General features: G+C 69.0%; 22 protein-coding genes and 1 pseudogene. 15 read left to right on the top strand and 8 right to left on the bottom strand.

Going from position 1 to position 22,377, the window contains the following annotated elements:
- The first annotated feature begins 42 nt into the window (after positions 1-42).
- A complete protein-coding gene (locus ACQY9S_RS12140; protein WP_428425714.1) occupies positions 43-1,497 on the top strand; it encodes a DegQ family serine endoprotease in 1,455 nt (484 codons plus the stop codon).
- A gap of 222 nt (positions 1,498-1,719) precedes the next feature.
- On the opposite strand, the gene ACQY9S_RS12135 is transcribed toward ACQY9S_RS12140, so the two are convergent.
- Positions 1,720-1,983 carry a hypothetical protein gene (locus tag ACQY9S_RS12135; RefSeq protein WP_428419955.1) on the bottom strand — a complete coding sequence of 88 codons (264 nt, stop codon included), beginning with the start codon at positions 1,981-1,983 and terminating at the stop codon, positions 1,720-1,722.
- 56 nt (positions 1,984-2,039) lie between these two features.
- Between ACQY9S_RS12135 and lepA the strand changes: the two genes are divergently transcribed.
- From lepA to nagZ, 9 genes are all read left to right on the top strand, one after another.
- Entirely contained in the window at positions 2,040-3,854 is a 1,815-nt protein-coding gene (gene lepA, locus ACQY9S_RS12130; protein ID WP_428419954.1) for a translation elongation factor 4, read from the top strand.
- Between the two features lie 7 nt (positions 3,855-3,861).
- Positions 3,862-4,830: a signal peptidase I gene (lepB, locus tag ACQY9S_RS12125; RefSeq protein WP_428419953.1), complete on the top strand. Its 969-nt coding sequence runs from the start codon at positions 3,862-3,864 to the stop codon at positions 4,828-4,830.
- Positions 4,831-4,856: 26 nt separating this feature from the next.
- Entirely contained in the window at positions 4,857-5,246 is a 390-nt protein-coding gene (locus ACQY9S_RS12120; protein ID WP_428419952.1) for a DUF4845 domain-containing protein, read from the top strand.
- A 52-nt stretch (positions 5,247-5,298) separates the two neighbouring features.
- Positions 5,299-5,991: a ribonuclease III gene (rnc, locus tag ACQY9S_RS12115; protein ID WP_428419951.1), complete on the top strand. Its 693-nt coding sequence runs from the start codon at positions 5,299-5,301 to the stop codon at positions 5,989-5,991.
- The gene (era, locus tag ACQY9S_RS12110; RefSeq protein ID WP_428419950.1) at positions 5,988-6,923 is read left to right on the top strand and encodes a GTPase Era; all 936 of its coding nucleotides are present in this window, start codon (positions 5,988-5,990) and stop codon (positions 6,921-6,923) included. Before rnc ends, era begins: the two co-directional genes overlap by 4 nt.
- Positions 6,924-6,979: 56 nt before the next feature.
- Positions 6,980-7,747 (top strand): DNA repair protein RecO, encoded by a 768-nt coding sequence (recO, locus tag ACQY9S_RS12105; protein ID WP_428425712.1) that lies wholly within the window; start codon positions 6,980-6,982, stop codon positions 7,745-7,747.
- Positions 7,748-7,761: 14 nt separating this feature from the next.
- On the top strand, positions 7,762-8,559 hold the full coding sequence (locus ACQY9S_RS12100; RefSeq protein WP_428419949.1) for a pyridoxine 5'-phosphate synthase: 798 nt from the start codon (positions 7,762-7,764) through the stop codon (positions 8,557-8,559).
- An 85-nt stretch (positions 8,560-8,644) separates the two neighbouring features.
- The gene (acpS, locus tag ACQY9S_RS12095) at positions 8,645-9,046 is read left to right on the top strand and encodes a holo-ACP synthase (RefSeq protein ID WP_428419948.1); all 402 of its coding nucleotides are present in this window, start codon (positions 8,645-8,647) and stop codon (positions 9,044-9,046) included.
- A complete protein-coding gene (gene nagZ / locus ACQY9S_RS12090; RefSeq protein ID WP_428419947.1) occupies positions 9,043-10,125 on the top strand; it encodes a beta-N-acetylhexosaminidase in 1,083 nt (360 codons plus the stop codon). Before acpS ends, nagZ begins: the two co-directional genes overlap by 4 nt.
- An 87-nt stretch (positions 10,126-10,212) precedes the next feature.
- Here the strand turns inward: nagZ and ACQY9S_RS12085 are convergent, their stop codons facing one another.
- Complete coding sequence (locus tag ACQY9S_RS12085) at positions 10,213-13,233, bottom strand: Rne/Rng family ribonuclease (protein WP_428419946.1); 3,021 nt, start codon at positions 13,231-13,233, stop codon at positions 10,213-10,215.
- Between the two features lie 578 nt (positions 13,234-13,811).
- On the opposite strand from ACQY9S_RS12085, the gene ACQY9S_RS12080 reads away from it, so the two are divergent.
- The 5 genes and pseudogenes from ACQY9S_RS12080 to ACQY9S_RS12060 all read left to right on the top strand — a co-directional run.
- Complete coding sequence (locus ACQY9S_RS12080; RefSeq protein ID WP_428419945.1) at positions 13,812-14,870, top strand: RluA family pseudouridine synthase; 1,059 nt, start codon at positions 13,812-13,814, stop codon at positions 14,868-14,870.
- Between the two features lie 42 nt (positions 14,871-14,912).
- Positions 14,913-15,581, top strand: a complete 669-nt coding sequence (locus ACQY9S_RS12075) for an HAD family hydrolase (protein WP_428419944.1) — start codon at positions 14,913-14,915, stop codon at positions 15,579-15,581.
- Positions 15,574-15,954: a Rieske (2Fe-2S) protein gene (locus tag ACQY9S_RS12070; protein ID WP_428419943.1), complete on the top strand. Its 381-nt coding sequence runs from the start codon at positions 15,574-15,576 to the stop codon at positions 15,952-15,954. Before ACQY9S_RS12075 ends, ACQY9S_RS12070 begins: the two co-directional genes overlap by 8 nt.
- A 55-nt stretch (positions 15,955-16,009) precedes the next feature.
- The gene (locus ACQY9S_RS12065) at positions 16,010-17,011 is read left to right on the top strand and encodes a S49 family peptidase (protein WP_428419942.1); all 1,002 of its coding nucleotides are present in this window, start codon (positions 16,010-16,012) and stop codon (positions 17,009-17,011) included.
- Positions 17,012-17,031: 20 nt separating this feature from the next.
- Positions 17,032-17,133: pseudogene (locus ACQY9S_RS12060) on the top strand (EAL domain-containing protein); the annotation flags it as partial.
- A gap of 180 nt (positions 17,134-17,313) precedes the next feature.
- On the opposite strand, the gene lysM reads toward ACQY9S_RS12060, so the two are convergent.
- The 6 genes from lysM to ACQY9S_RS12030 form a co-directional block, all read right to left on the bottom strand.
- Complete coding sequence (lysM, locus tag ACQY9S_RS12055; protein WP_428419941.1) at positions 17,314-17,817, bottom strand: peptidoglycan-binding protein LysM; 504 nt, start codon at positions 17,815-17,817, stop codon at positions 17,314-17,316.
- Between the two features lie 100 nt (positions 17,818-17,917).
- Positions 17,918-18,577, bottom strand: a complete 660-nt coding sequence (gene ureG / locus ACQY9S_RS12050) for an urease accessory protein UreG (protein WP_428419940.1) — start codon at positions 18,575-18,577, stop codon at positions 17,918-17,920.
- A 77-nt stretch (positions 18,578-18,654) separates the two neighbouring features.
- The gene (locus ACQY9S_RS12045) at positions 18,655-19,368 is read right to left on the bottom strand and encodes an urease accessory protein UreF (RefSeq protein ID WP_428419939.1); all 714 of its coding nucleotides are present in this window, start codon (positions 19,366-19,368) and stop codon (positions 18,655-18,657) included.
- Positions 19,369-19,371: 3 nt separating this feature from the next.
- On the bottom strand, positions 19,372-20,031 hold the full coding sequence (ureE, locus tag ACQY9S_RS12040; RefSeq protein WP_428425710.1) for an urease accessory protein UreE: 660 nt from the start codon (positions 20,029-20,031) through the stop codon (positions 19,372-19,374).
- A gap of 307 nt (positions 20,032-20,338) precedes the next feature.
- Positions 20,339-22,066, bottom strand: coding sequence for an urease subunit alpha (ureC, locus tag ACQY9S_RS12035; protein WP_428419938.1), 1,728 nt, complete (start codon positions 22,064-22,066; stop codon positions 20,339-20,341).
- Position 22,067: 1 nt separating this feature from the next.
- Positions 22,068-22,376, bottom strand: a complete 309-nt coding sequence (locus ACQY9S_RS12030; protein WP_428419937.1) for an urease subunit beta — start codon at positions 22,374-22,376, stop codon at positions 22,068-22,070.
- Position 22,377 lies beyond the last annotated feature (1 nt).

Below are 22,377 nucleotides of genomic sequence, written 5' to 3'. Positions count from 1 at the left end.
GAAGTGTCGCGCCCGCAGTGGCGCGTGCGTTCCTGGATCTGGATGGCGGCGATGAGCGTCGCCGGTGTACTGACGCTTGGCGTCACGCTGGTGCCGCATGCCGGTCACGCCCAGCCGGCGGTGGCCGCGGCACGTGGCTTGCCCGATTTCACCGACCTGGTCGAACAGGTCGGCCCGGCGGTGGTGAATATCCGCACCACCGAGCGCACCCGCGGCGCTCAGCGTGGCGCCAGCCCCGAGGTGGACGAGGAGATGCAGGAATTCTTCCGGCGTTTCTTCGGTACGCCCCCGGGGCAGATGCCGGGCCAGCGGCCCGATCCGCGGCGGCAGGCCCCCGAAGAAGAGCAGCAGCGCGGTGTCGGCTCGGGCTTCATCTTCACGGCCGATGGCTACGTGATGACGAACGCGCACGTGGTGGATGGTGCGGACGAGGTTTACGTCACGCTGACCGACAAGCGTGAGTTCAAGGCGAAGCTGATCGGAGCGGACAAGCGCACCGATGTGGCGGTCGTCAAGATCGAGGCGGCCGGATTGCCGTCAGTGAAGATCGGCGACGTGAGCAAGCTGAAGGTCGGCGAGTGGGTGATGGCGATCGGCTCGCCCTTCGGTCTGGAGAACAGCGTGACGGCCGGCATCGTCAGCGCCAAGGGGCGCGACACCGGTGAGTTCGTGCCTTTCATCCAGACCGATGTGGCGATCAATCCGGGCAACTCCGGCGGGCCGCTGATCAACCTGCGCGGCGAGGTGGTCGGCATCAACTCGCAGATCCTCAGCCGCTCGGGCGGCTTCATGGGCATCTCGTTCGCGATCCCGATGGACGAAGCCACGCGCGTGGCGGATCAACTGCGCGCCGGTGGGCGCGTGGTGCGCGGACGCATCGGCGTGCAGATCGGGGAGGTCACGAAAGACGTGGCCGAGTCCCTGGGCCTGGGCAAGGCCTCCGGCGCCCTGGTGCGCTCGGTCGAGGCGGGGGGGCCGGCCGACAAGGCCGGCGTCGAGGCGGGTGACATCATCATGAGGTTCGACGGCAAGACGGTCGAGAAGTCGAGCGACTTGCCGCGCCTGGTCGGCAGCACCAAGCCGGGCAGCAAGGCCAGCCTGCAGGTGTTCCGCCGCGGCAACTCGCGTGATCTCGGCGTGACCGTGGCGGAACTCGAGCCCGAAGGGGGGCGCCGCGCGTCGGTGCCGGAGAGCAAGCCGGCGCCAACGCCGAGTGTTGCCACGGGCGCGCTGGGTCTGATGTTGGTCAACCTGAGCGATGAGCAAAAACGCGAACTCAAGCTCCGTGGTGGCGTGCGCATCGAATCAGTGGAGGGCGCGGCCGCACGTGCCGGACTTCGCGAAGGGGACGTGATCTTGTCGGTGAGCAATGTCGAGATCGCCGATGTGAAGCAGTTCGAGGCCGTGATTGCCAAGCTCGACAAGAGCAAGCCCATCAACGTCCTCTTTCGGCGCGGAGAGTGGGCGCAGTACGCGCTGATCCGTACGGGCAAGTGAAGCGGGAGACCGGGTCCCGGCCCGAGTCAAGCAGGCAACCTAGCGCCCTGCCCGGTTTTTTCGCCGAACGGAAATTTCTCCAATGCGCCAGGATGCTTTGAACTGGAAAGAAGTTGATTGTGAGCACACACTCACTTTTGTTGCATCCGATTGACGCGCTGATCCACTAGAATCTGGGCGATTGCAAGGTGTTTTACATGCATCCTTGAGTAATAGTGGGGGTCACGAAAATCGTCCACAGGACACCCACAGGTTATTGTGGATAACATGTTTATAAAATTCCCTGTTGGCACACCGCAACGGCGTAAAACCGAGCACTGGCGCGGTTTCCGGCGCGGTTGATGTGGCTACAATGAAAGCCCAACGAAGCAGTTGCCAAACGTTTTTTGTTGGAAGGCGCGTCACCGGTTTGACGTGCCTTTTTTTTAGCTGCAGCACGGCGCGATGCGCCTTCACATCGCTGCGCGATGTGAGCTTGCGCTGCAACGGCTGTGCCGTTGTGTCCTCTGCGCGAGCCGACTCCTGAGACGTACGAAGGTCAGATGGACCACATTCGCAATTTCTCGATCATTGCCCACATCGATCACGGCAAGAGCACTCTGGCCGACCGCATCATCCAGCGCTGCGGGGGGCTGAGCGACCGCGAGATGGAAGCGCAGGTGCTCGACTCGATGGACATCGAACGCGAGCGCGGCATCACGATCAAGGCACAGACTGCGGCGCTGAAGTACAAGGCGCGCGACGGTCAGGTTTATCAGCTCAACCTGATCGACACGCCCGGGCATGTGGACTTCAGCTATGAAGTCAGCCGCTCGCTGTCGGCCTGCGAGGGCGCCTTGCTGGTGGTCGACGCTTCGCAGGGCGTCGAGGCGCAGACGGTGGCGAACTGCTACACCGCGCTGGATCTCGGCGTCGAGGTCGTGCCGGTGCTCAACAAGATGGATCTGCCGCAAGCCGATCCCGAGAACGCCAAGGCCGAGATCGAGGACGTGATCGGCATCGATGCCGAGCATGCGATCCCCTGCTCGGCCAAGACCGGAGAGGGCATCGAGGACATCCTCGAGGCCGTGATCACCCGCATGCCGGCGCCGCGCGGCATGCCCGACGGGCCGCCGCGCGCGATGATCATCGACTCGTGGTTCGACAACTACGTCGGCGTCGTGATGCTGGTGCGCATGGTCGACGGCGTGCTGCGCAAGGGCGATCGCATCCGCATGATGGCGACCGATACCGTCTATCCGCTGGAGCAGCTCGGCGTTTTTTCGCCGAAGTCCGAGCCGCGCGAGCAACTCGTGGCGGGCGAGGTCGGCTTCCTGATCGCCGGCATCAAGGAGCTGCAGGCGGCCAAGGTCGGCGACACGATCACGCTCGAGAAGAAGCTGCCCAACAACGCCGGGCCGGCCAGCGAGCCGCTGCCGGGCTTCAAGGAGATCCAGCCGCAGGTCTTTGCCGGGCTCTACCCGACCGAGGCCAGCGAGTACGACTCGCTGCGCGACGCACTGGAGAAACTCAAGCTCAACGACTCTTCGCTGCGCTACGAGCCCGAGGTGAGCCAGGCGCTCGGTTTCGGCTTTCGCTGTGGCTTCCTCGGCCTGCTGCACATGGAGATCGTGCAGGAGCGCCTGGAGCGCGAGTTCGACCAGGACCTGATCACCACCGCGCCCAGCGTCGTCTACCAGGTCCAGCTCGGCGGCCTGGCGGGCGAGGTGATCGAGGTCGAGAACCCGTCGAAGATGCCCGAGATCGGCAAGATCGCCGAGATCCGCGAGCCCATCGTCACCGTGCACCTGTACATGCCGCAGGACTACGTCGGCCCGGTGATGACGCTGGCCAACCTCAAGCGCGGCATGCAGCTCAACATGGCCTATCACGGCCGCCAGGTCATGCTGACCTACGAGATGCCGCTGGCCGAGATCGTGCTGGACTTCTTCGACAAGCTGAAATCAGTCTCGCGTGGCTACGCCTCGATGGACTACGAGTTCAAGGAATACCGGGCCGCGGATGTCGTGAAGGTCGACATCCTGATCAACGGCGACCGGGTCGATGCCCTCTCGATCATCGTGCACCGCAGCCAGAGCCAGTTCCGTGGCCGCGCGGTGGTGGCGAAGATGCGCGAGATCATCCCGCGCCAGATGTACGACGTGGCCATCCAGGCGGCGATCGGCGCCAATATCATCGCGCGCGAGAACATCAAGGCGCTGCGCAAGAACGTGCTGGCAAAATGCTACGGTGGCGATATCAGCCGCAAGCGCAAGTTGCTCGAAAAACAGAAGGCTGGCAAGAAACGCATGAAGCAAATCGGGACCGTCGAGGTGCCGCAGGAAGCTTTCCTTGCCATCCTCCAAGTGGACGACTGAACACTTCATGAGTGCATTGACCGGGTTGCTTTATGGCGCCCTCGTGGTTTACCTGGGCGGCTGGTATCTCGGGTCCTGGAGCGGCAATTTTTCGCTGCTGCTGTTTGTCCTGACACTGGCCACCTTCGGCTACTGGCTGGCCGAGCGCCTGCATTTCCTGCCGCGTCGCGTGGCGGCAGCCTCGGCGCTGGAGGTGCAGGACGCGCAGCGTCGCAGCGAGCTGCAGCGCCAGGGCATCCAGCAGGTCGACGGCAACGTGGCCGTGGCTCGGGAGCGACTGCTCGCCCAGCCCTGGTGGCTGGACTGGACCGCGGGGCTGTTCCCGGTGATCCTGGCGGTCTTCCTGTTGCGCTCCTTCCTGTTCGAGCCGTTCAAGATCCCCTCCGGGTCGATGATCCCCACGCTGGCGATCGGCGACCTGATCCTCGTGAACAAGTTCCACTACGGGGTGCGGCTGCCGGTGATCAACAAGAAGATCATTGCCAACCATGATCCGCAACGCGGCGACGTGGTGGTGTTTCGCTATCCGGTCGAGCCGAGCGTCGACTACATCAAGCGCGTGGTCGGTCTGCCCGGTGACGAGGTGGCCTACCTCAACAAGAAGCTGTCGATCAACGGTCAGCCGGTCGAGACCCAAGCGCTGCCGGAGTTCTACGACGAGGATTCGCTGCGATACGCACTGCAGGCGAGCGAGAAGCTCGGCGCGGTCGAGCACCGCATCCTGACCGACAAGGACCGCCCCGGTTTCGTGATCCCGATGCCCCAGTTCCAGAACTTCCGCGACAACTGCCGCTACAACGCCGAAGGCGTGGTGTGCACGGTCCCCCCGGGTCACTACTTCATGATGGGCGACAACCGGGACAACTCGCAGGACTCGCGCTACTGGGGCTTCGTCCCCGACGAGAACATCGTCGGCAAGGCCTTCTTTGTCTGGATGAATTTCGGTAACCTCAAGCGGATCGGCTCCTTCCATTGAGCCGGCGCTTCACCAGGAGAACAACGATGGCCTTCGCAGCGTCGGCAACGTCGGGTGCGGTCCGCGCACGCCCCGCCCAGAGAGGTGTCACCCTGATCGGCCTGCTGTTCTGGGCGATCATCATCGCCTGCGTCGCGCTGGTCGGGTTGAAGGTGCTGCCGACGATGAACGAGTACTTCACCATCCAGCGCGCGGTCAACAAGATCGCGAAGGAGGGCGGCAGCACCGTGCCGGAGATCCGCGCGGCCTTCGACCGCCAGAAGGACATCGAGTACTCGATCTCCTCCATCAGCGGCAAGGATCTCGACATCACGAAAGAGAACGAGAAAGTCGTGGTCAAGTTCGGCTACGACAAGGAGCTCGAACTGATCGAGCCGGTCTACCTGCTCATCAAGTACCGGGGGCGTTCACAGTGAAGCCGCTGCGCGCCGCCGCGACGCGGTGCGCGCCGGTGCCGCCATTGATGCCGTGAGCGCCGCGCTCGAGTCGCTCCAGGCCCGTCTCGGGCATCGCTTCGGGCAAGCCGCCCTGCTGGAGAGGGCGCTGACCCACAAGAGCTTCAGCGCCCACAACAACGAGCGGCTCGAATTCCTCGGCGATGCCGTGTTGTCCGCGGCCATCTCGGGCCTGCTGTTCGAGCATTTCAGCCAGTCCGGCGAAGGCGATCTGACGCGCGTGCGCGCACACCTGGTGCGCGAGGAGATGCTGCACCGCCTCGCGCTGGAGCTGGGTCTTGCGCCACTGTTGCGCCTGAGCGAAGGCGAAGCGCGCAGCGGCGGCGCACAGCGTCCGTCGATCCTGGCCGATGCGCTGGAGGCGCTGATTGCCGCGGTCTACCTCGATGGCGGCTTCGGGCCGGCGAGGGCGCTGGTCGAACAGCTGTTCACCCCCCTGGTGGCGAGCACCGCGGCCGAGGCGTGGACCCGCGACCCCAAGACCGAGTTGCAGGAGTGGCTGCAGGCACGCCGCGCACCGGTGCCGGGCTACCGCATCGAGGCGACCCGGGGCCGGCAGCACGAGCAGCTGTTCACGGTGATCTGCAGCATCCCGTCGCACTCGCTCGAGGTGCGTGGCGAGGGCCGTTCACGTCGCGCGGCCGAGCAGGAGGCGGCGCGCGCCGCGCTCGCTACACTGAAAACCGCCGACACCGAGCCCTCATGAACGACCGCACTGCCGCAGCCCCCGAAGACAGCGAGACGCCGCCGCAGCGTTGTGGGCTGGTCGCGATCGTCGGCCGGCCGAACGTCGGCAAGTCGACCTTGCTCAATGCGCTGGTCGGGCAGAAGGTCAGCATCACCTCCCGCAAGGCGCAGACCACGCGCCACCGCATCACCGGCATCCACACCTTCGAAGGCGCGCAGTTCGTGTTCGTCGACACGCCGGGTTTCCAGACCCGCCACACCGTCAAAGGCACCGGTGCGCTGAACCGCAACCTGAACAAGACGGTGCAGTCGGTCCTGAGCGACGTGGACGTCGTGCTGTTCGTCGTCGAGGCCGGGCGCTTCGGGCTCGACGACGCGAAGGTGCTCGCCCTCGTGCCGCCGGGCAAGCCGACGATCCTGGTCGCCAACAAGCTCGACCTCGTCCGCCGCCGTGCCGAACTCGCGCCCTGGCTCAAGGGCATGCCGGAGCGCCACCCCTTTGCCGAGTTCGTGCCGCTGGCGGCCACCAGCGAAGACGACGTGCGGCGGCTGCTGGGGATCGTCCAGCCCTACCTGCCCGAGCAGCCCTGGTTCTACGACGAGGAGGCGCTGACCGACCGCAGCGATCGTTTCCTTGCCAGCGAGATCATCCGCGAGAAGCTGTTCCGCCTGACCGGCGACGAGCTGCCGTACACGTCCACCGTCGTGATCGACGAGTTCAAGGAGGAGGGCGCGCTGCGCCGCATCGCGGCCACCATCATCGTCGAGCGCGAAGCCCACAAGGGCATGGTGATCGGCGACAAGGGCGAGCGCCTCAAGCGCATCGGCACCGACGCGCGCGTCGAGCTCGAGCGCCTGATGGGCGGCAAGGTCTTCCTCGAGATCTGGGTCAAGGTGCGCTCCGGCTGGGCTGACGACGAGGCGCGCCTCAAGAGCTACGGTTACGAGTGAGCGCCGCGCCGCGCGCCGCGGTCCACAAGCCGCGGGCCACCCGCACGAGCCGTGCCCTGGCACCGGCCCTGCAGCCTGCCTACCTGCTGCACCGCTACGACTGGAGCGAGTCGAGCCTGATCCTCGACCTGTTCACGCGCGAGCAGGGCCGTGTCGCGGTGGCGGCCAAGGGCGCGAAGCGCCCGTACTCGCAGCTGCGCGCGGTGTTGCTGCCGTTCCAGCGGCTCAACGTCGGCTACGGCGCACGCCGTGCGCGCGACACGGAGGGCGATGGCGCCGAGGTGCAGCCGCTGAAGGTGGCCGAGTGGGCCGGCGGCCCGGCGATGCTCGGCGGCGGGGCCCTGCTGACGGGCTTCTACCTCAACGAGCTGTTGATGAAGCTGCTGGCCCGCCAGGACCCCCATCCGGCGCTGTTCGACGCCTACGCGCACACGCTGCCGGCGCTCGCCGCCGCCGACGACACGCGTGTCGAGGCGGCGCTGCGTGCCTTCGAACTCGTGCTGCTGCGCGAGATCGGCCTGCTGCCCGAACTGGGCGTCGTCACACCGACCCAGCAGCCGCTGGAAGGGGCGGCGCGTCACGCGCTGAAGGCCGAGTCCGGCCTGGTGCCGGCGGTGCCCGGCGAGGCAGGCCTGGCGCCGGCCGACTGGCATGCCTTGCAGGCCGCGCTCGACGGCGACGACCTGGGTGCGCTGCAGCGCGCCTGCCTGCCGGTGCTGGCCGACCTGAAGCCGATGCTGCGCAGCCTGCTTCACTATCATCTGGCCACGCCCGTGCTGCGCACGCGGCAGCTGATGATGGACTTGCAGAACCTCGATCGCTGAACGACCCCTTCCCGATGAACCCGCTGATCGCCACCGGCCTCCCTTCCCATGGCGCGATGACCGCGCTGTCGGTCAACCTGAACAAGGTCGCGCTGCTGCGCAACACGCGCACGCTCACGATCCCGAGCGTCACCCATGCCGCGAGGCTCGCGCTCGATGCGGGCGCCCAGGGCATCACGGTGCATCCGCGGCCCGACCAGCGCCACATCCGCACCCACGATGTCCGCGACCTCGCGGCGCTGCTGAAGGCCTGGCCACACATCGAATACAACATCGAGGGCAACCCCTTCCACAACCTGATGGATCTGGTGCGCGAAGTCCGCCCGCACCAGGCGACCTTCGTGCCCGACAGCGTCGAGCAGTCGACCTCCGATCATGGCTGGACCCTGCCTGAAGACGGCGAGCGCCTGAAGCCGCTGATCGACGAATGCCACGCGCTCGGCGTGCGCGTCAGCCTGTTCATGGACCCGCTGCCCGAGGCCATGGTGCCTGCGCGCGCGATCGGCGCCGACCGCGTCGAGCTCTACACCGAGGCCTATGCGCGGTCGCACGCCGCAAGCGCCGGCACGCCGCAGCATGCTGCCCTGCTGGCCTGCTACGCCGCCGCGGCCGGGGCCGCGCTGTGCGCCGGCCTCGGGCTCAATGCCGGCCACGACCTGAACCGCGACAACCTGACCGACTTCCTGCGGGCCGTGCCCGGCGTGCGGGAAGTGTCGATCGGCCACGCGCTGATCGCCGACGCACTGGAGCTGGGCCTGACCGAGACCGTGCGCGACTACCTGCGCTGCATCCATCGCGCGTCTGCGCCATGAGGAGGGGCCGAACAGGGTGGCGGGGCGCCGGGCGCCGGGCCGCTACCAAGCCGGCCCGCAGTCCCTTCACGGACGAGGGGCCATCATGATCTACGGCATCGGCACCGACCTGTGCGACATCCGCCGCATTGCCGCCACGCTGGAGCGGCGCGGCGAGCGCTTCGCCGAGCGGGTGTTGGGCGCGCACGAGCTGAGCGTCTACCGCGCGCGCTCGGCCAAGGTGCCCGCGCGCGGCCTGCGCTACCTGGCGACGCGTTTCTCGGCCAAGGAGGCCTTCTCGAAGGCGATCGGCCTGGGCATCCACTGGCCGATGAGCTGGCGCGCCTGCGAGGTCGTCAACGCCGCCAGCGGCAAGCCCGGCATCGCGCTGCACGGCGAGCTGGCGCAGTGGTTCGCCGAGCGCCGGCTGGCGGCCCATGTGACCCTGACCGACGAATCCGACTACGCGGCCGCCTTCGTGGTGGTCGAACAGCACCCCGCACCATGAAGCACGACCTGCCGGGCCATGCGCCCATCGTCATCGACATCGCCGGCACCTCCCTCGATGCCGACGACCGTCGCCGTCTGCAGCACCCGCTGGTCGGTGGCCTGATCCTGTTCGCGCGCAACTGGCAGCACCGCGCGCAGCTGACGGCGTTGACTGCGGAGATCAAGACCCTGCGGCCCGACGTGCTGATCTGCGTCGACCACGAAGGCGGGCGCGTGCAGCGCTTTCGCAGCGATGGCTTCACCCACCTGTCACCGATGCGCGCGCTGGGCGAACTGTGGATGGACGACGGCAAGGCCGGCGCCGGCAGCGGTGCGATGCGCGCCACCGACGCCGCGACCGCCTGCGGCTACGTGCTGGCGGCCGAGCTGCGCGCCTGCGGCGTCGACTTCAGCTTCACGCCGGTGCTCGACCTCGACCATGGGCCCAGCGGCGTGATCGGCGACCGCGCCTTCCACCGTGACCCGCGCGTTGCCACCCTGCTTGCCAAGAGCCTGATGCACGGCCTGCTGCTGGCCGGCATGGCGAGCTGCGGCAAGCATTTCCCGGGGCACGGCTACGTGGCCGCCGACTCGCACACCGAGGTGCCGGTCGACCGCCGCTCGCTGCGCGAGATCCTCGGTGACGATGCGAAACCCTACCAGTGGCTTTCCACCTCGCTCGCCAGCGTGATGCCGGCGCATGTGATCTACACCAAGGTCGACGATCGGCCGGCCGGCTTCTCGCCCCGCTGGCTGCAGGACATCCTGCGCAGGCGGCTCGGCTTCACCGGCGCGATCTTCAGCGACGACCTCAGCATGCAGGGCGCGACCGTGGCCGGCACGCCCGTGGAGGCCGGTATCGCCGCGCTGAACGCCGGGTGCGACCTGGTGCTGCTGTGCAACCAGTCGCTCGCCGGCGGCGCGCCGCTCGACGCGCTGATCGACGGCCTGGACCTTGCCCTGGAACGCGGCCGCTGGCAGGCCAGCGCCGACAGCGAGGCGCGTCGCCTCGACCTGCTGCCGCAGACGGCGCCGCTGCCGTGGGACGAGCTGATGCACCACGCGCCCTACCAGCGCGCGCTCGACCAACTGCCTTGAGCGGGGGTGGCCGGCGCCGGTCCGGCCACGGCCCATGAAAAACGCCCCCGTGCCGCCAGGCCCGGGGGCGTAGTCCTGAGCGAGGGTTCAGCGGTTCTCGAACGGCAGCTTGATCTGCGACAGGTCCTGGCGCGTCTCCACCAGCACGAGTGGGCCCTCATCGACCGCAACGACCGGCTTCGGCTCGCGCGGCACATGCGAGGGCTTTGGCGCATCGGCCATCGCCTGCTGCACCGCGCGCACCTTGTCGACGTCGGAGTTCACCCACTCCAGACCGGCGCCGGAGGCCACCGAAGCGAGGTCGCCGACCGGCAGCGTGTAGGACGGCACCGGTTCGACGACGGGCACGGCCACCGGCGGGGCGGCCACCGGCGGGGCGGCCACCGGCGCAGCGACCACCGCAGCAGCAGGCGGCGGCACGATCGCCTCGGCGGGCGCCGCAGCAGGGGCCTTGGACACCACGTCAGCCAAGGCCTGTAGCGCGACCTCGGCCGGCTGCAGCGGCGGCGCGCTCGCGGTCTCGGGGGGAGGCGTCGTCTCGGCCACCGGCGTGGCTTCCCACCACGGGACGGGCGATGCGGGCATCGCCTGCGCCGCCGGGCTGGCCGCGTCGCCCGCTTCGGTCAACGCCGCTGCGGCGTCGCCCTCGGTGCGCTCGCGTCGGCCCCGGCCGCCACGGCGGCCGCGGCGCTGCTCGCCGCCTTCGCCGGCGGTGTCGTCCGCTGCCGCATCACCTTCGGTGCGGGCGGTACCAGCAGCGACATCGGCGACCAGCGACTCGTCGTTGGCCGCGGTCTCGGTCTGCCCCTCGGGTGCGTCGCTGCGAGCCTCGTCGCGCTCGCCGCGGCCTCGGCCACCGCGGCGGCGGCGGCGGCGTGCGCCTTCACCACCCTCGGGTGCATCCGTCGGCGGGCCGGCTTCCGTCTGGCCTTCAGTGCCAGCGAGCGGCAGGCGCAACTCGTCGGACGCGGTCGATTCCGGGCGCGGGCCGTTGCGGGGCTCGTGGCGTGGTGAGCGCTCGAGCCGCTCGGTGCCCGTGCTGCCCGGTTCGGCGGCAGCGCCTTCGGGACGCTCGCCACGACGGCCACGGCCATCGCGCTCGCCACGGCGGCTGCGGTCGTCACCGCGGCCTTCGCCGCGCTCGGTGCGTTCGCCGCGTTCCGCGCGCGCTTCGGTGCGTTCGCCCCCGCGGCCCTCACCCCCGCGGCCTTCGGCAGCCCGACCCTCGCCGCGCTCCGAGCGCTGACCATCGCGTCCGCCACGGCGTCCGCGTCCGCCATCGCGATTCCCGTCGCGGCCGCCTTCGCGGCCCGGTTTCGCCGGCTGTGTGGCGGGGGCCGCCACGACGGCCGGTGCAGCCGGGGTCTCGCCACCGAACAGCTTCTTGAGCCAGCCAAAGAAGCCACCGCCGGCGTCGCTCGCAAGTACCGGTGCGGCCGCCACCGGCGGTGCAGCCACCGGTGCCTTGGCGACCACCGGCTCCGCTTTCGGTGCGGCCACCGGCGCCGGCAGATCGGGCAGCACGCCCTTGATCACCGGCTCCTGCTTGGCCTTGGCCTTCTCGCGCCGGGTGATGCCGACCTCGTCGTCCGGCTCCTCGATCATCGTGTAGCTGGCCTGCAGGTTCTCCAGGCGCGGGTCGTCGTGGCGCAGGCGCTCGAGCTTGTAGTTCGGGGTTTCGAGGTGCTTGTTCGGCACCAGCAGCACGGTGGTGCGCTGGCGCAGCTCGATCTTGGTGATCTCGGTGCGCTTCTCGTTGAGCAGGAAGGAGGTCACTTCCACCGGCACCTGCACGTGCACGGCGGCGGTGTTCTCCTTCATCGACTCTTCCTGGATGATGCGCAGGATCTGCAGCGCGGAAGACTCGGTGTCGCGGATGTGGCCGGTGCCGTTGCAGCGCGGGCAGGTGATGTGGCTGCCCTCGCTGAGCGCCGGGCGCAGGCGCTGGCGGCTCAGTTCGAGCAGGCCGAACTTGCTGATCGAGCTGAACTGCACGCGCGCACGGTCGGTGCGCAAAGCGTCACGCAGGCGGGTCTCGACCTCGCGGCGGTTCTTGCTCTCCTCCATGTCGATGAAGTCGACGACGATCAGGCCGCCGAGGTCGCGCAGCCGCATCTGGCGCGCGATCTCGTCGGCCGCCTCGAGGTTGGTGCGCGTCGCGGTCTCCTCGATGTCGGAGCCGCGCGTCGAGCGCGCCGAGTTCACGTCGACCGAGACCAGCGCCTCGGTGTGGTCGATCACGATCGCGCCGCCCGAGGGCAGATTCACCGTGCGCGAGAAAGCCGTTTCGATCTGGTGCTCGATCTGGAAGCGGCTGAACAGCGGCGCATCGTCCTTGTAGCGCTTCACGCGATTGGCCGTTTCCGGCATCACGTGGTTCATGAACTGCTGCGCCTGCTCGTAGATGTCGTCGGTGTCGATCAGGATCTCGCCGATGTCGGCATGGAAGTAGTCGCGGATCGCACGGATCACCAGCGACGACTCCTGGTAGATCAGGAACGCACCCTTGCCCGCCTTGGCCGCGCCGTCGATGGCGCTCCACAGCTTGAGCATGTAGTTCAGGTCCCACTGCAGCTCGGGCGCGCTGCGGCCGATGCCGGCGGTGCGGGCGATCAGGCTCATGCCCTTGGGGTACTCGAGCTGGTCGAGGTTCTCCTTGAGCTCCTCACGGTCCTCGCCCTCGATGCGGCGCGACACGCCGCCGCCGCGCGGGTTGTTCGGCATCAGCACCAGGTAGCGCCCGGCCAGGCTGACGAAGGTGGTGAGCGCCGCCCCCTTGTTGCCGCGCTCTTCCTTCTCGACCTGCACCAGCAGCTCGCTGCCGTTACCGATCACGTCCTGGATCTTCGCGTCGCGGACCGTGACGCCTTCCTTGAAGTACTGCTTGGAGATTTCCTTGAACGGCAGGAAGCCGTGGCGGTCTTCGCCGTAGTCGACGAAGCAGGCCTCCAGCGAAGGCTCGACGCGGGTGACGACCGCCTTGTAGATGTTGCCCTTGCGCTGTTCGCGCCCTTCGATCTCGGTTTCGAAGTCGAGCAGCTTCTGCCCGTCGACGATCGCCAGGCGCCGCTCCTCCGGCTGCGTGGCATTGATCAGCATGCGTTTCATGTGCACTCCTCCGTGCGGGAGGCCAGGGGGCCCGCCCGCACACGAATCCGACCGGACCCGTCGCCGGGCACGGCCTGTCGATGCACGAAACAGCGTGGAGGAACCGGAAGGAATCGCCCTGGACTCGACCGCCACGCCCGCCAAGGCGCTGCAGCGATCAAGCGTTGGCGCGTGCGCTCGCGTGCGCCTGGACGGACTTGCCACGGGCAGGGCCGTGGCGTAGCGCGCCTCCTCCGCACGCACGCCCACCGACGCGCAGCGGCAAGACTGCAGGCGATCGGTGCACGGGGGGGAGGGGGTGGGCCGAAGACATCCGGGGCATCACGGGGGCGCGGGCTGCAGCTCGTCGGTGCACGGGGCACCTTCCGGTCTGCAGCCGGAAAACCTTGTTTGTTGGTCCGTACTACGCTGGCTCTGCCACCGCCTTGCGCTGACTGCCGCTCACCTTGGGAGCCGGCCCGGCCGCACAGCGCGGTGTTGCATCACCGAATACCTGCCGCCAACCCGGCGACAGGGCCCACGCAACGACGAAGTGACCGCTAAACTCAAGCAAATCAATCACTTACGGCGCACACGTGGTGCAACGCATTATAGGAGGCAAAGTCGCTCCGGCGCGCAAGGCCTCGCGAGCTCCCGCCGCCCCGCTGCGCCCGGCGTCCAGCCTCCCGGCCCAGCCCGTGGCGGCGCCTGCGCCGGCCCCTGCGGTCAGGCACCTGACGGTCGGCGAAGACGGTGCCGGACAGCGACTGGACAACTACCTCGTCAAGACCCTCAAGGGCGTGCCCAAGACGCATGTCTATCGGATCATCCGCAGCGGCGAGGTGCGGGTGAACCGTGGTCGTGCCGCGGCCGACACGCGGCTCGCCGCGGGCGACGAGTTGCGGCTGCCGCCGGTGCGAGTGGCCACGCCTGCCGAGCGCGAGGCCGCGCCGCCGCGCGAGTTCCCCGTCGTCTATGAGGACGAGCACCTGCTGGTGATCGACAAGCCCGCCGGCGTTGCGGTCCACGGTGGCAGCGGTGTCAGCTTCGGTGTCATCGAGCAGCTGCGCCGCGCCCGGCCGCAGGCGAAGTTCCTGGAGCTCGTGCACCGGCTCGATCGCGAGACCTCGGGCCTGCTACTGCTCGCCAAGAAGCGCAGCGCGCTCACGCGGCTGCAGGACCAGTTCCGCGCACGCGAGACCGGCAAGACCTATGCTGCGCTCGTGCCCGGCGCCTGGCCGGCGAAGCGCAAGGTGATCGACACGCCGTTGCACAAGTACCTCGACGCCGCCGGCGAGCGCCGCGTGCGCGTCACCGCGAAGGACGACGAGGACGGCCAGCGCTCGATCACCCTCGTGCAGGTGGCCACCTCCTACGCGAACTACACCTTGCTCGACGTGACGATCAAGACCGGCCGCACCCACCAGATCCGCGTGCACCTGGCGCACGAGGGGCATGCGATCGTCGGCGACGACAAGTACGGCGATTTCGCGCTGAACAAGGCGCTGGCCCGCGGCGAAGCCGTTCCGGCGGTCAAGTTCGACCGCATGTTCCTGCATGCGAAGCGGCTGCGGTTCGAGCACCCGGCCAGCGGCGAGACGATCGAGCTCGAAGCGGCCTTGCCGGCAGAATGCCGCAACCTCCTGCAATCCCTGTAGCACGCCCTGTCGCGGGCCCGGACCCGCGCGCCACCCCGACCCATGACCGATTTCCGCTCCCGCCAGTTCGACCTGGTCGTGTTCGACTGGGACGGCACGCTGTTCGACTCCACCGCGCTGATCGTCACCTGCATCCAGGCTGCGGCCGCCGACCTCGGCACCGCCGTGCCGCACGCCACGCAGGCGGCCTATGTGATCGGCATGGGCCTGCAGGAAGCGCTGCAGCATGCGGTACCCGGCCTGCCGCGCGAGCGCTACCCCGAGCTCGGCCAGCGCTACCGCCACCACTACGTCGCGCGCCAGCACGAATTGACGCTGTTCGCCGGCACGCTGCCGATGCTGTACGCGCTCAAGGAGCGCCAGCACTGGCTCGGCGTCGCCACCGGCAAGTCGCGCCGCGGGCTCGACGAGGCGCTGCAGACCGTTCAGCTCAAGGGCCTGTTCGATGCCACCCGCACCGCCGACGAGACCGCCTCCAAGCCGCACCCGCGCATGCTGCAGGAGCTGATGGCCGAGTTCGGCGTCGCGCCCGAGCGCACGCTGATGGTCGGCGACACCACGCACGACCTGCAGCTCGCGGCCAATGCCGGCACGGCCAGCGTGGCGGTGAGCTTCGGTGCGCACGAACCCGAGGCTTTCGACGCCTTCGCGCCGCGTTTCGTGGCGCATTCGACGGCCGAGCTCGATCGCTGGCTCAGGGCCCATGCCTGAGGCCGCCGAGCCGGTGCCGCTGTGCGCCGCCAGCGAGCTGAGCGACGGTGGCCGCGCGCTGGTGTTCGACGTGCTCGAGTACGGCCGCCCGGTGCGCGCCTTCGCGCTGCGTTTCGACGGCCGGGCGGTCGCCTACCTGAACCGCTGCGTGCATGTGCCGGTCGAGATGGATTGGCAGGCCGGTGAATTCCTCGATGCCGACCGCCGCTTCATCGTCTGCTCCATCCACGGTGCGGCCTACGAGCCGGCGACCGGCCGCTGTGCCGGTGGTCCCTGCGGACGCGGGCACCTGACCGCGCTCAGGGTGGCGGAGCACGACGGGCAGGTGTATTGGTATCCTTCTCGCGACATCCGGCCGGCATCCGGCACCTGAATTCCCCGAGCTTCCTTGCGCCCGAGACGCGCGCGACACCCATTCCGAGCATCCCATGAGCAGTTTCGACGATCCCGCCGAGCCCACGCTGGGCCCCGCCCCTTCCAGCCGTGCTCCCGCCGCGCCCGCCCCGGCGAACGTGGACGGCCGTGTGATCGAGGAGTTCGCGCGCAACTACCTGAAGGACCGGCGCAGCGAGCGGCGCTGGCGGCTGCTGATCCGGCTGGCCTGGCTGTTCGTCTTCGGCGCGATCGCCTGGGCGCTGGTGGCGCAGCAACGCCACGCCGCGGCACCGAGCGGGCCGCACACGGCGCTGATCGAGATCCAGGGCGAGATCGCCTTCGACGCGGTCGCCAGCGCCGAGGGCATCAACGCTGCGCTGCGCAACGCCTTCGACGACGACGGTGCGCAGGCCGTGGTGTTGCGCATCAACTCGCCCGGCGGCAGCCCGGTGCAGGCCGGTCTGATCACTGACGAGATCCGGCGCCTGAAGGGCCTGCACGCCGGCAAGAAGGTCTATGCAGTGTGCGAGGAACTGTGTGCCTCGGCGGCCTACTACATCGCCGCGGTGGCCGACGAGATCTTCGTCGACAAGGCCTCCATCGTCGGCTCGATCGGTGTGCTGATGGACGGCTTCGGCTTCACCGGCACGATGGACAAGCTCGGCGTCGAGCGCCGCCTCATCACGGCCGGCGACAACAAGGGCCTGCTCGATCCGTTCTCGCCGCTGAGCGATGCCCACAAGGCCTATGCGCAGGCGATGGTCAACCAGATCCACCAGCAGTTCATCAAGGTGGTGAAGGACGGGCGCGGCAAGCGCCTCAAGGAAGCGCCCGAGACCTTCTCCGGCCTGTTCTGGAGCGGCGAGTCCGCCGTGCAGCAGGGCCTCGTCGACAGGCTCGGCAGCCTGGACTACGTGGCCCGCGAAGTGGTCAAGGCCGAAGAGGTGATCGACTACACACCCAAGGAAAATGTGGCCGAGCGCCTGGCCAAGCGCTTCGGCGCGGCGGTCGGCGCCGGCGCCGCGAAGGCGCTGGGCGGCATGGCGCTGCGCTGAGCGCCCCGCGCCGCCGCTGCTTCGTCGACGACTTCGGTCCCGGCCACTCCAGTCTCGGCCACCTGAAGCGGTTTCCCGTCGACACCATCAAGATCGACAGAACCTTCGTCGAGGATCTTCCAGGGTTTCCTGTTTGCCCGGCCCGTCGATGCGCAAGCGGTCGCCGCCTGGCTGCACGCTCAGGCCGCAACCGGGCGGCCCGGGATGTCTGGCGTGCAGCGGCAGCCCGGCGACGGCATCGATGTCGAGGTTCTGCCAGCGCCGGTGCGCTGACGGAGGGCGCTCACGCCCCCCGCCCTCGCTCAGGGCAGCGGCGGGATGCGCAGTACCTGGCCCGGGTAGATCTTGTCCGGGTGCGTCAGCATCGGCTTGTTGGCCTCGAAGATGACCGGGTACTTGTTCGGCGTGTCGTAAAACTGCTTCGAGATCTTCGACAGGTTGTCGCCCTTGACCACCGTGTAGTACTGCGCCTCGGGCGTCGGTGCCGCCACGGTAAGCTGGTCGTTGACCGCCACCACGTGCTCGACGTTGCCGCAGCACAGCAGCACCTTCTCCTTCGTGGCCTGGTCGGGCGCCTGCCCCGAGACGGTGACGGTCGCGCTCGCACCGTCGAAGCCGACCGCCAGCCCGTCGACCTTCAGGCCCTGGGCCTCGATGTAGGTCACGATCGCGTCGCCCGCGGTCTTGTTCAGCCGCGCCAGGTTCTCGGCGCTGGGCGCCTGCGCCACCGCCTCCTGCGCTGCCTTGGCTTCGCCCTTGCCGAACAGCTTTTCTCCGGCTTCCTTGATGAAACTCATCAGGCCCATGGCGTCGTCCTTTCGTGAATGGAGAAGAGGGAGTGCCGACTCTAATCCCACCGCACCTCCGTGCCGATGACGATGGTCGCGATGCTAGGGGTGGTGGTGCTCAGACCGCGTTCAGCAGCCCCTTGCGCTCGATGAAGTCCACCACCTCGTTCAGACCCTCGTGGGTCTTGAGGTTGGTCATCACGTAAGGCCGCGACGTCGCGAAGGCGGGCCGCATGCGCCGCGTGTCGGCCTCCATCACCGCCAGGTCGGCGCCGACGTGCGGCGCGAGGTCGGTCTTGTTGATGACGAACAGATCGCTCTTCGTGATGCCCGGCCCGCCCTTGCGCGGGATCTTCTCGCCGGCGGCGACGTCGATCACGTAGATCGTCAGGTCGCTGAGTTCGGGGCTGAAGGTCGCCGCCAGGTTGTCGCCGCCGGACTCGATGAACACGATGTCGGCGTCGGGGAACTTCGCCAGCATGCGGTCGACCGCCTCGAGGTTGATCGAGGCGTCCTCGCGGATCGCGGTGTGCGGGCAGCCGCCGGTCTCGACACCCATGATGCGCTCGGGCTCCAGCGCGCCGGCGACGGTCAGCAGGCGCTGGTCTTCCTTGGTGTAGATGTCGTTGGTCACGACCACCAGGTCCCAGCGCTCGCGCATGGTCTTGCACAGCAGCTCGACCAGCGTGGTCTTGCCGGAGCCCACGGGCCCGCCGACGCCCACGCGCAGCGGGGGCAGTTTCTTCGTGCGACGGGGGATCGAATGCAGCGGACTCATGCCGACGATGATGCACGAAGCGAGCCACCGGCGCGCCGCAGCGTCCACGCCCAACCCGGGACCGTGTTGCTCGCGGCTCAGGAGCGGAACAGGCGCGAGTACTGGGTCTCGTGCCGCGCCGAGAGCACCGCGAGCATCGGCGTGAATGCCATCCGCTCGCTGTCCTGCAGCGCGAGCGCGGCATCGGCCGTCTCCGGGATCGCCTCGCCGAGCGCGCCGAGGATGCGCTGGCCGGCACTCTGGCCCAGCGGCACGGCCTTGATCGCCGCCTGCACCATGTTCTCGGCCCAGCCGAAGGCGAAGGCCAGCGCGGCCTCGCGGGCGCTGGCCTGCGTGCCGGCGGCAGCCAGCGCGAACGCGACCGGGTAGCTCGGCGCCGGCGGCAGCGCGCTCAGGGCGGCCAGCGCGGCCGCGTCGGTGTCCGGCCGCTGCTGCAGCCAGGCGGCGAGTGAGCGGCCCATCTGCTCGGTCTGCAGCCGCATCTCGGCGCTCTCGCGCGTGGCCAGCAGCCAGTCGTTGAGTTCGCGCACGCGCGCCGCATCGCGGCGTCGCCAGGCCGCGAGGGCTCGGCCGACGACCGCGAGCTCGCCGCGGCCCAAGCCCAGCACGAGCTGGTCGAGCAGCCATTCCCGTGCGGTGGCCTCGTCGCGCACCAGGCCGGCCTCCGCCGCCGCCTCCAGCCCCTCGGAATAACTGAAGCCACCGACCGGCAGGGCCGGCGAGGCCAGCCACATCAGCGCCAGCAGCGTGGCGGCGCTGGTCGGTGCCGCTGGTCGGCGCACGCGTGGCATCGGTCAGTGGGGGTGCCCGTGATCGTGGTCGTGATCGCAGCCGGGCCCGTGCACATGCGGTGCCGGAGCGGCGCTGACGGCCAGGCCGATCGGACGACCGCGCGTCGGCGGCGCCGCGGCGTGGACGTGCGCTTGACCGTGCGCATGGTCGTGCCCCTGCCCGTGCGGATGGTCGTGCGCTCGAACGTGGGCCTGCGCAGGCGCCCCGTGCTCGCCGTAGGCTCCGCTTTCCGGCTCGAACGGGGCGAGCGCTTCGCTGACGATCAGGTGCATCGCGCGCAGCAGGTCGGCCAGCACATGGTCGGGCTCGAGCTGCAGGCGGTCGGGCTGCAGTTCCAGCGGCACGTGCCGGTTGCCGAGGTGGTAGGCGGCGCGCAGCAGGTCGAAGGGCGAGCCGTGCTCGGTGCAGTGGCGCACCACCAGCACCGGCTGCTGCGCGGCGATCGCACGGATCAGCGAGCCGTCCTCGGCCACCAGCACGTCGCCGCCGCGCACCACGCTGCCGCGCGGCAGGAACACGCCGAGCGTGCGGCCCTGCGAGTCGGTGGCATCGAAGCGGCTCTTCTGGCGCACGTCCCAGTCGAGTTCCACCGTGGCGGCGCGCTTGAGCAGCGTCGGCGCGAGCCCTTCGCCGCGGGCAAGGAGTTTGTTGATCGTCAGCATGTCGTGAGTATGCACGCCGCGATCATTGCGCCGATCGAAGCGTCCGCCGGCCGGCTGCCTGCCGGTACCGCGCGTTGCTGACGAGGGCGCCGGGCGAGCGGCTCCGCTCATGTCCCCCGGCGTCGGCCTGAAGGCCGCCCCCTCCGCCTTGACTTCGCTGCGCCGCTCACCCGGCGCCCTCGCCAGCACTCACCATCGCCGCCTGCGAAGGTATTCGCGACCGCAAAGGCTGCGGTGGTGGCAACACAGCGACCCGGCGCGGCACCCGCGCTGACCGATCCAATCGGATGCGTTTGAATGCGCCGGATCAGAACAGGAAATAGCGCTGTGCCATCGGCAGCACGGTGGCCGGCTCGCAGGTCAGCAGCTGGCCGTCGGCGCGCACCTGGTAGGTCTGCGCGTCGACCTCCATGCGCGGCAGGTAGGCGTTGTGCACCATGTCGCCCTTCTTGACCGTGCGGCAGTTCTTCACCGCCGACAGCGGCTTGCGCAGGCCGTATACGCTGCCCACCTCGGAGGCCAGCGCCGCCTGGCTCACGAAGCTGAGCGAGCCGCGCGCCAGCGCGCCGCCGAAGGCGCCGAACATCGGCCGGTAGTGCACCGGCTGCGGCGTCGGGATGCTGGCGTTGGCGTCGCCCATCAGCGCCGACGCGATGAAGCCGCCCTTCATCACCAGCGAGGGCTTCACGCCGAAGAAGGCCGGCCGCCAGAACACCAGGTCGGCCCACTTGCCGACCTCGATGCTGCCGACCTCGTGGCTGATGCCGTGTGCGATGGCCGGGTTGATCGTGTACTTGGCCACGTAGCGCTTGGCACGCCCGTTGTCGTGGCGCTCCGGGTCGCCGGGCAGCTTGCCGCGCTGCAGCTTCATCTTGTGCGCGGTCTGCCAGCAACGCAGCACCACCTCGCCGACGCGGCCCATGGCCTGCGAATCGGAGCTGAACATGCTGATCGCGCCCAGGTCGTGCAGGATGTCCTCGGCCGCGATGGTCTCGCGGCGGATGCGGCTCTCGGCGAAGGCCAGGTCCTCGGCGATGGCGGCGTCGAGGTGGTGGCAGACCATCAGCATGTCGACATGCTCGTCGAGCGTGTTGACGGTGTAGGGCATCGTCGGGTTGGTGGAGGAGGGCAGGAAGTTCGGCTCGCCCACCACGCGCAGGATGTCGGGCGCGTGGCCGCCGCCGGCGCCTTCGGTGTGGAAGGCGCACAGCGTGCGGCCCTTCGTCGCCGCGACGGTGTTCTCGACGAAGCCCGACTCGTTCAGCGTGTCGCTGTGGATCGCCACCTGCACGTCGCTGTCTTCGGCCACCGACAGGCAACAGTCGATCGCGGCCGGCGTCGTGCCCCAGTCCTCGTGCAGCTTCAGGCCGACCACACCGGCCTCGATCTGCTGGCGCAGCGCCTCCGGCCGGCTCGCGTTGCCCTTGCCGAAAAAGCCCAGGTTCATCGGGAAGGCGTCGGCCGCGCGCAGCATGTTGGCGATGTTCTCCGGCCCCGGCGTGCAGGTGGTCGCGAAGGTGCCGGTGGCCGGCCCGGTGCCGCCGCCGAGCATCGTGGTCACGCCGCTGGAGAGCGCCTCCTCGATCTGCTGCGGGCAGATGAAATGGATGTGGCAGTCGATGCCACCGGCGGTCACGATCATGCCCTCGCCGGCGATCACCTCGGTGCCCGGGCCGATGACGATGTCCACGCCCGGCTGCACGTCGGGGTTGCCGGCCTTGCCGATGGCGGCGATGCGCTGGCCGCGGATGCCGATGTCGGCCTTCACGATGCCCCAGTGGTCGAGGATCAGCGCGTTGGTGATCACGCAGTCCACCGCGTCGTGCGGCCCGGGGCCGTTGGGCCGCTGGCTCTGGCCCATGCCGTCGCGGATGACCTTGCCGCCGCCGAACTTCACTTCCTCTCCGTAGCCGCCGGCACGCAGCGTGTAGTCGGCCTCCACCTCGATCAGCAGCTCGGTGTCGGCCAGCCGCAGCCGGTCGCCGATCGTCGGGCCATACATCTCCGCGTAGGCGCGGCGTCCGATGGTGGCCATGTCAGAGTTTTCCTTGCACGAGGCCGCGGAAGCCGTAGACGACGCGGTCGCCGGCATAGTCGACCAGATCGACCGTGCGCTGCTGGCCCGGCTCGAAGCGCACCGCGGTGCCGGAGGCGATGTTCAGCCGCATGCCGTGGGTCGCGGCGCGGTCGAAGCGCAGCGCGCCGTTGGTCTCGGCGAAGTGGTAGTGCGAGCCGACCTGGATCGGCCGGTCGCCGCCGTTCTCGACCACCAGCGTCAGCGTACGGCGCGCGGGGTTCAGCGCATGGTCCGGGCCGTCCGCCGGCAACAGCTCTCCAGGGGTCATG

Source organism: Methylibium sp., assembly GCF_965279545.1.
Lineage (GTDB): Bacteria > Pseudomonadota > Gammaproteobacteria > Burkholderiales > Burkholderiaceae_C > Methylibium.
The sequence above is the reverse complement of the archived record's forward strand: the minus strand, read 5'-3'. Positions and strand labels throughout refer to the sequence as shown.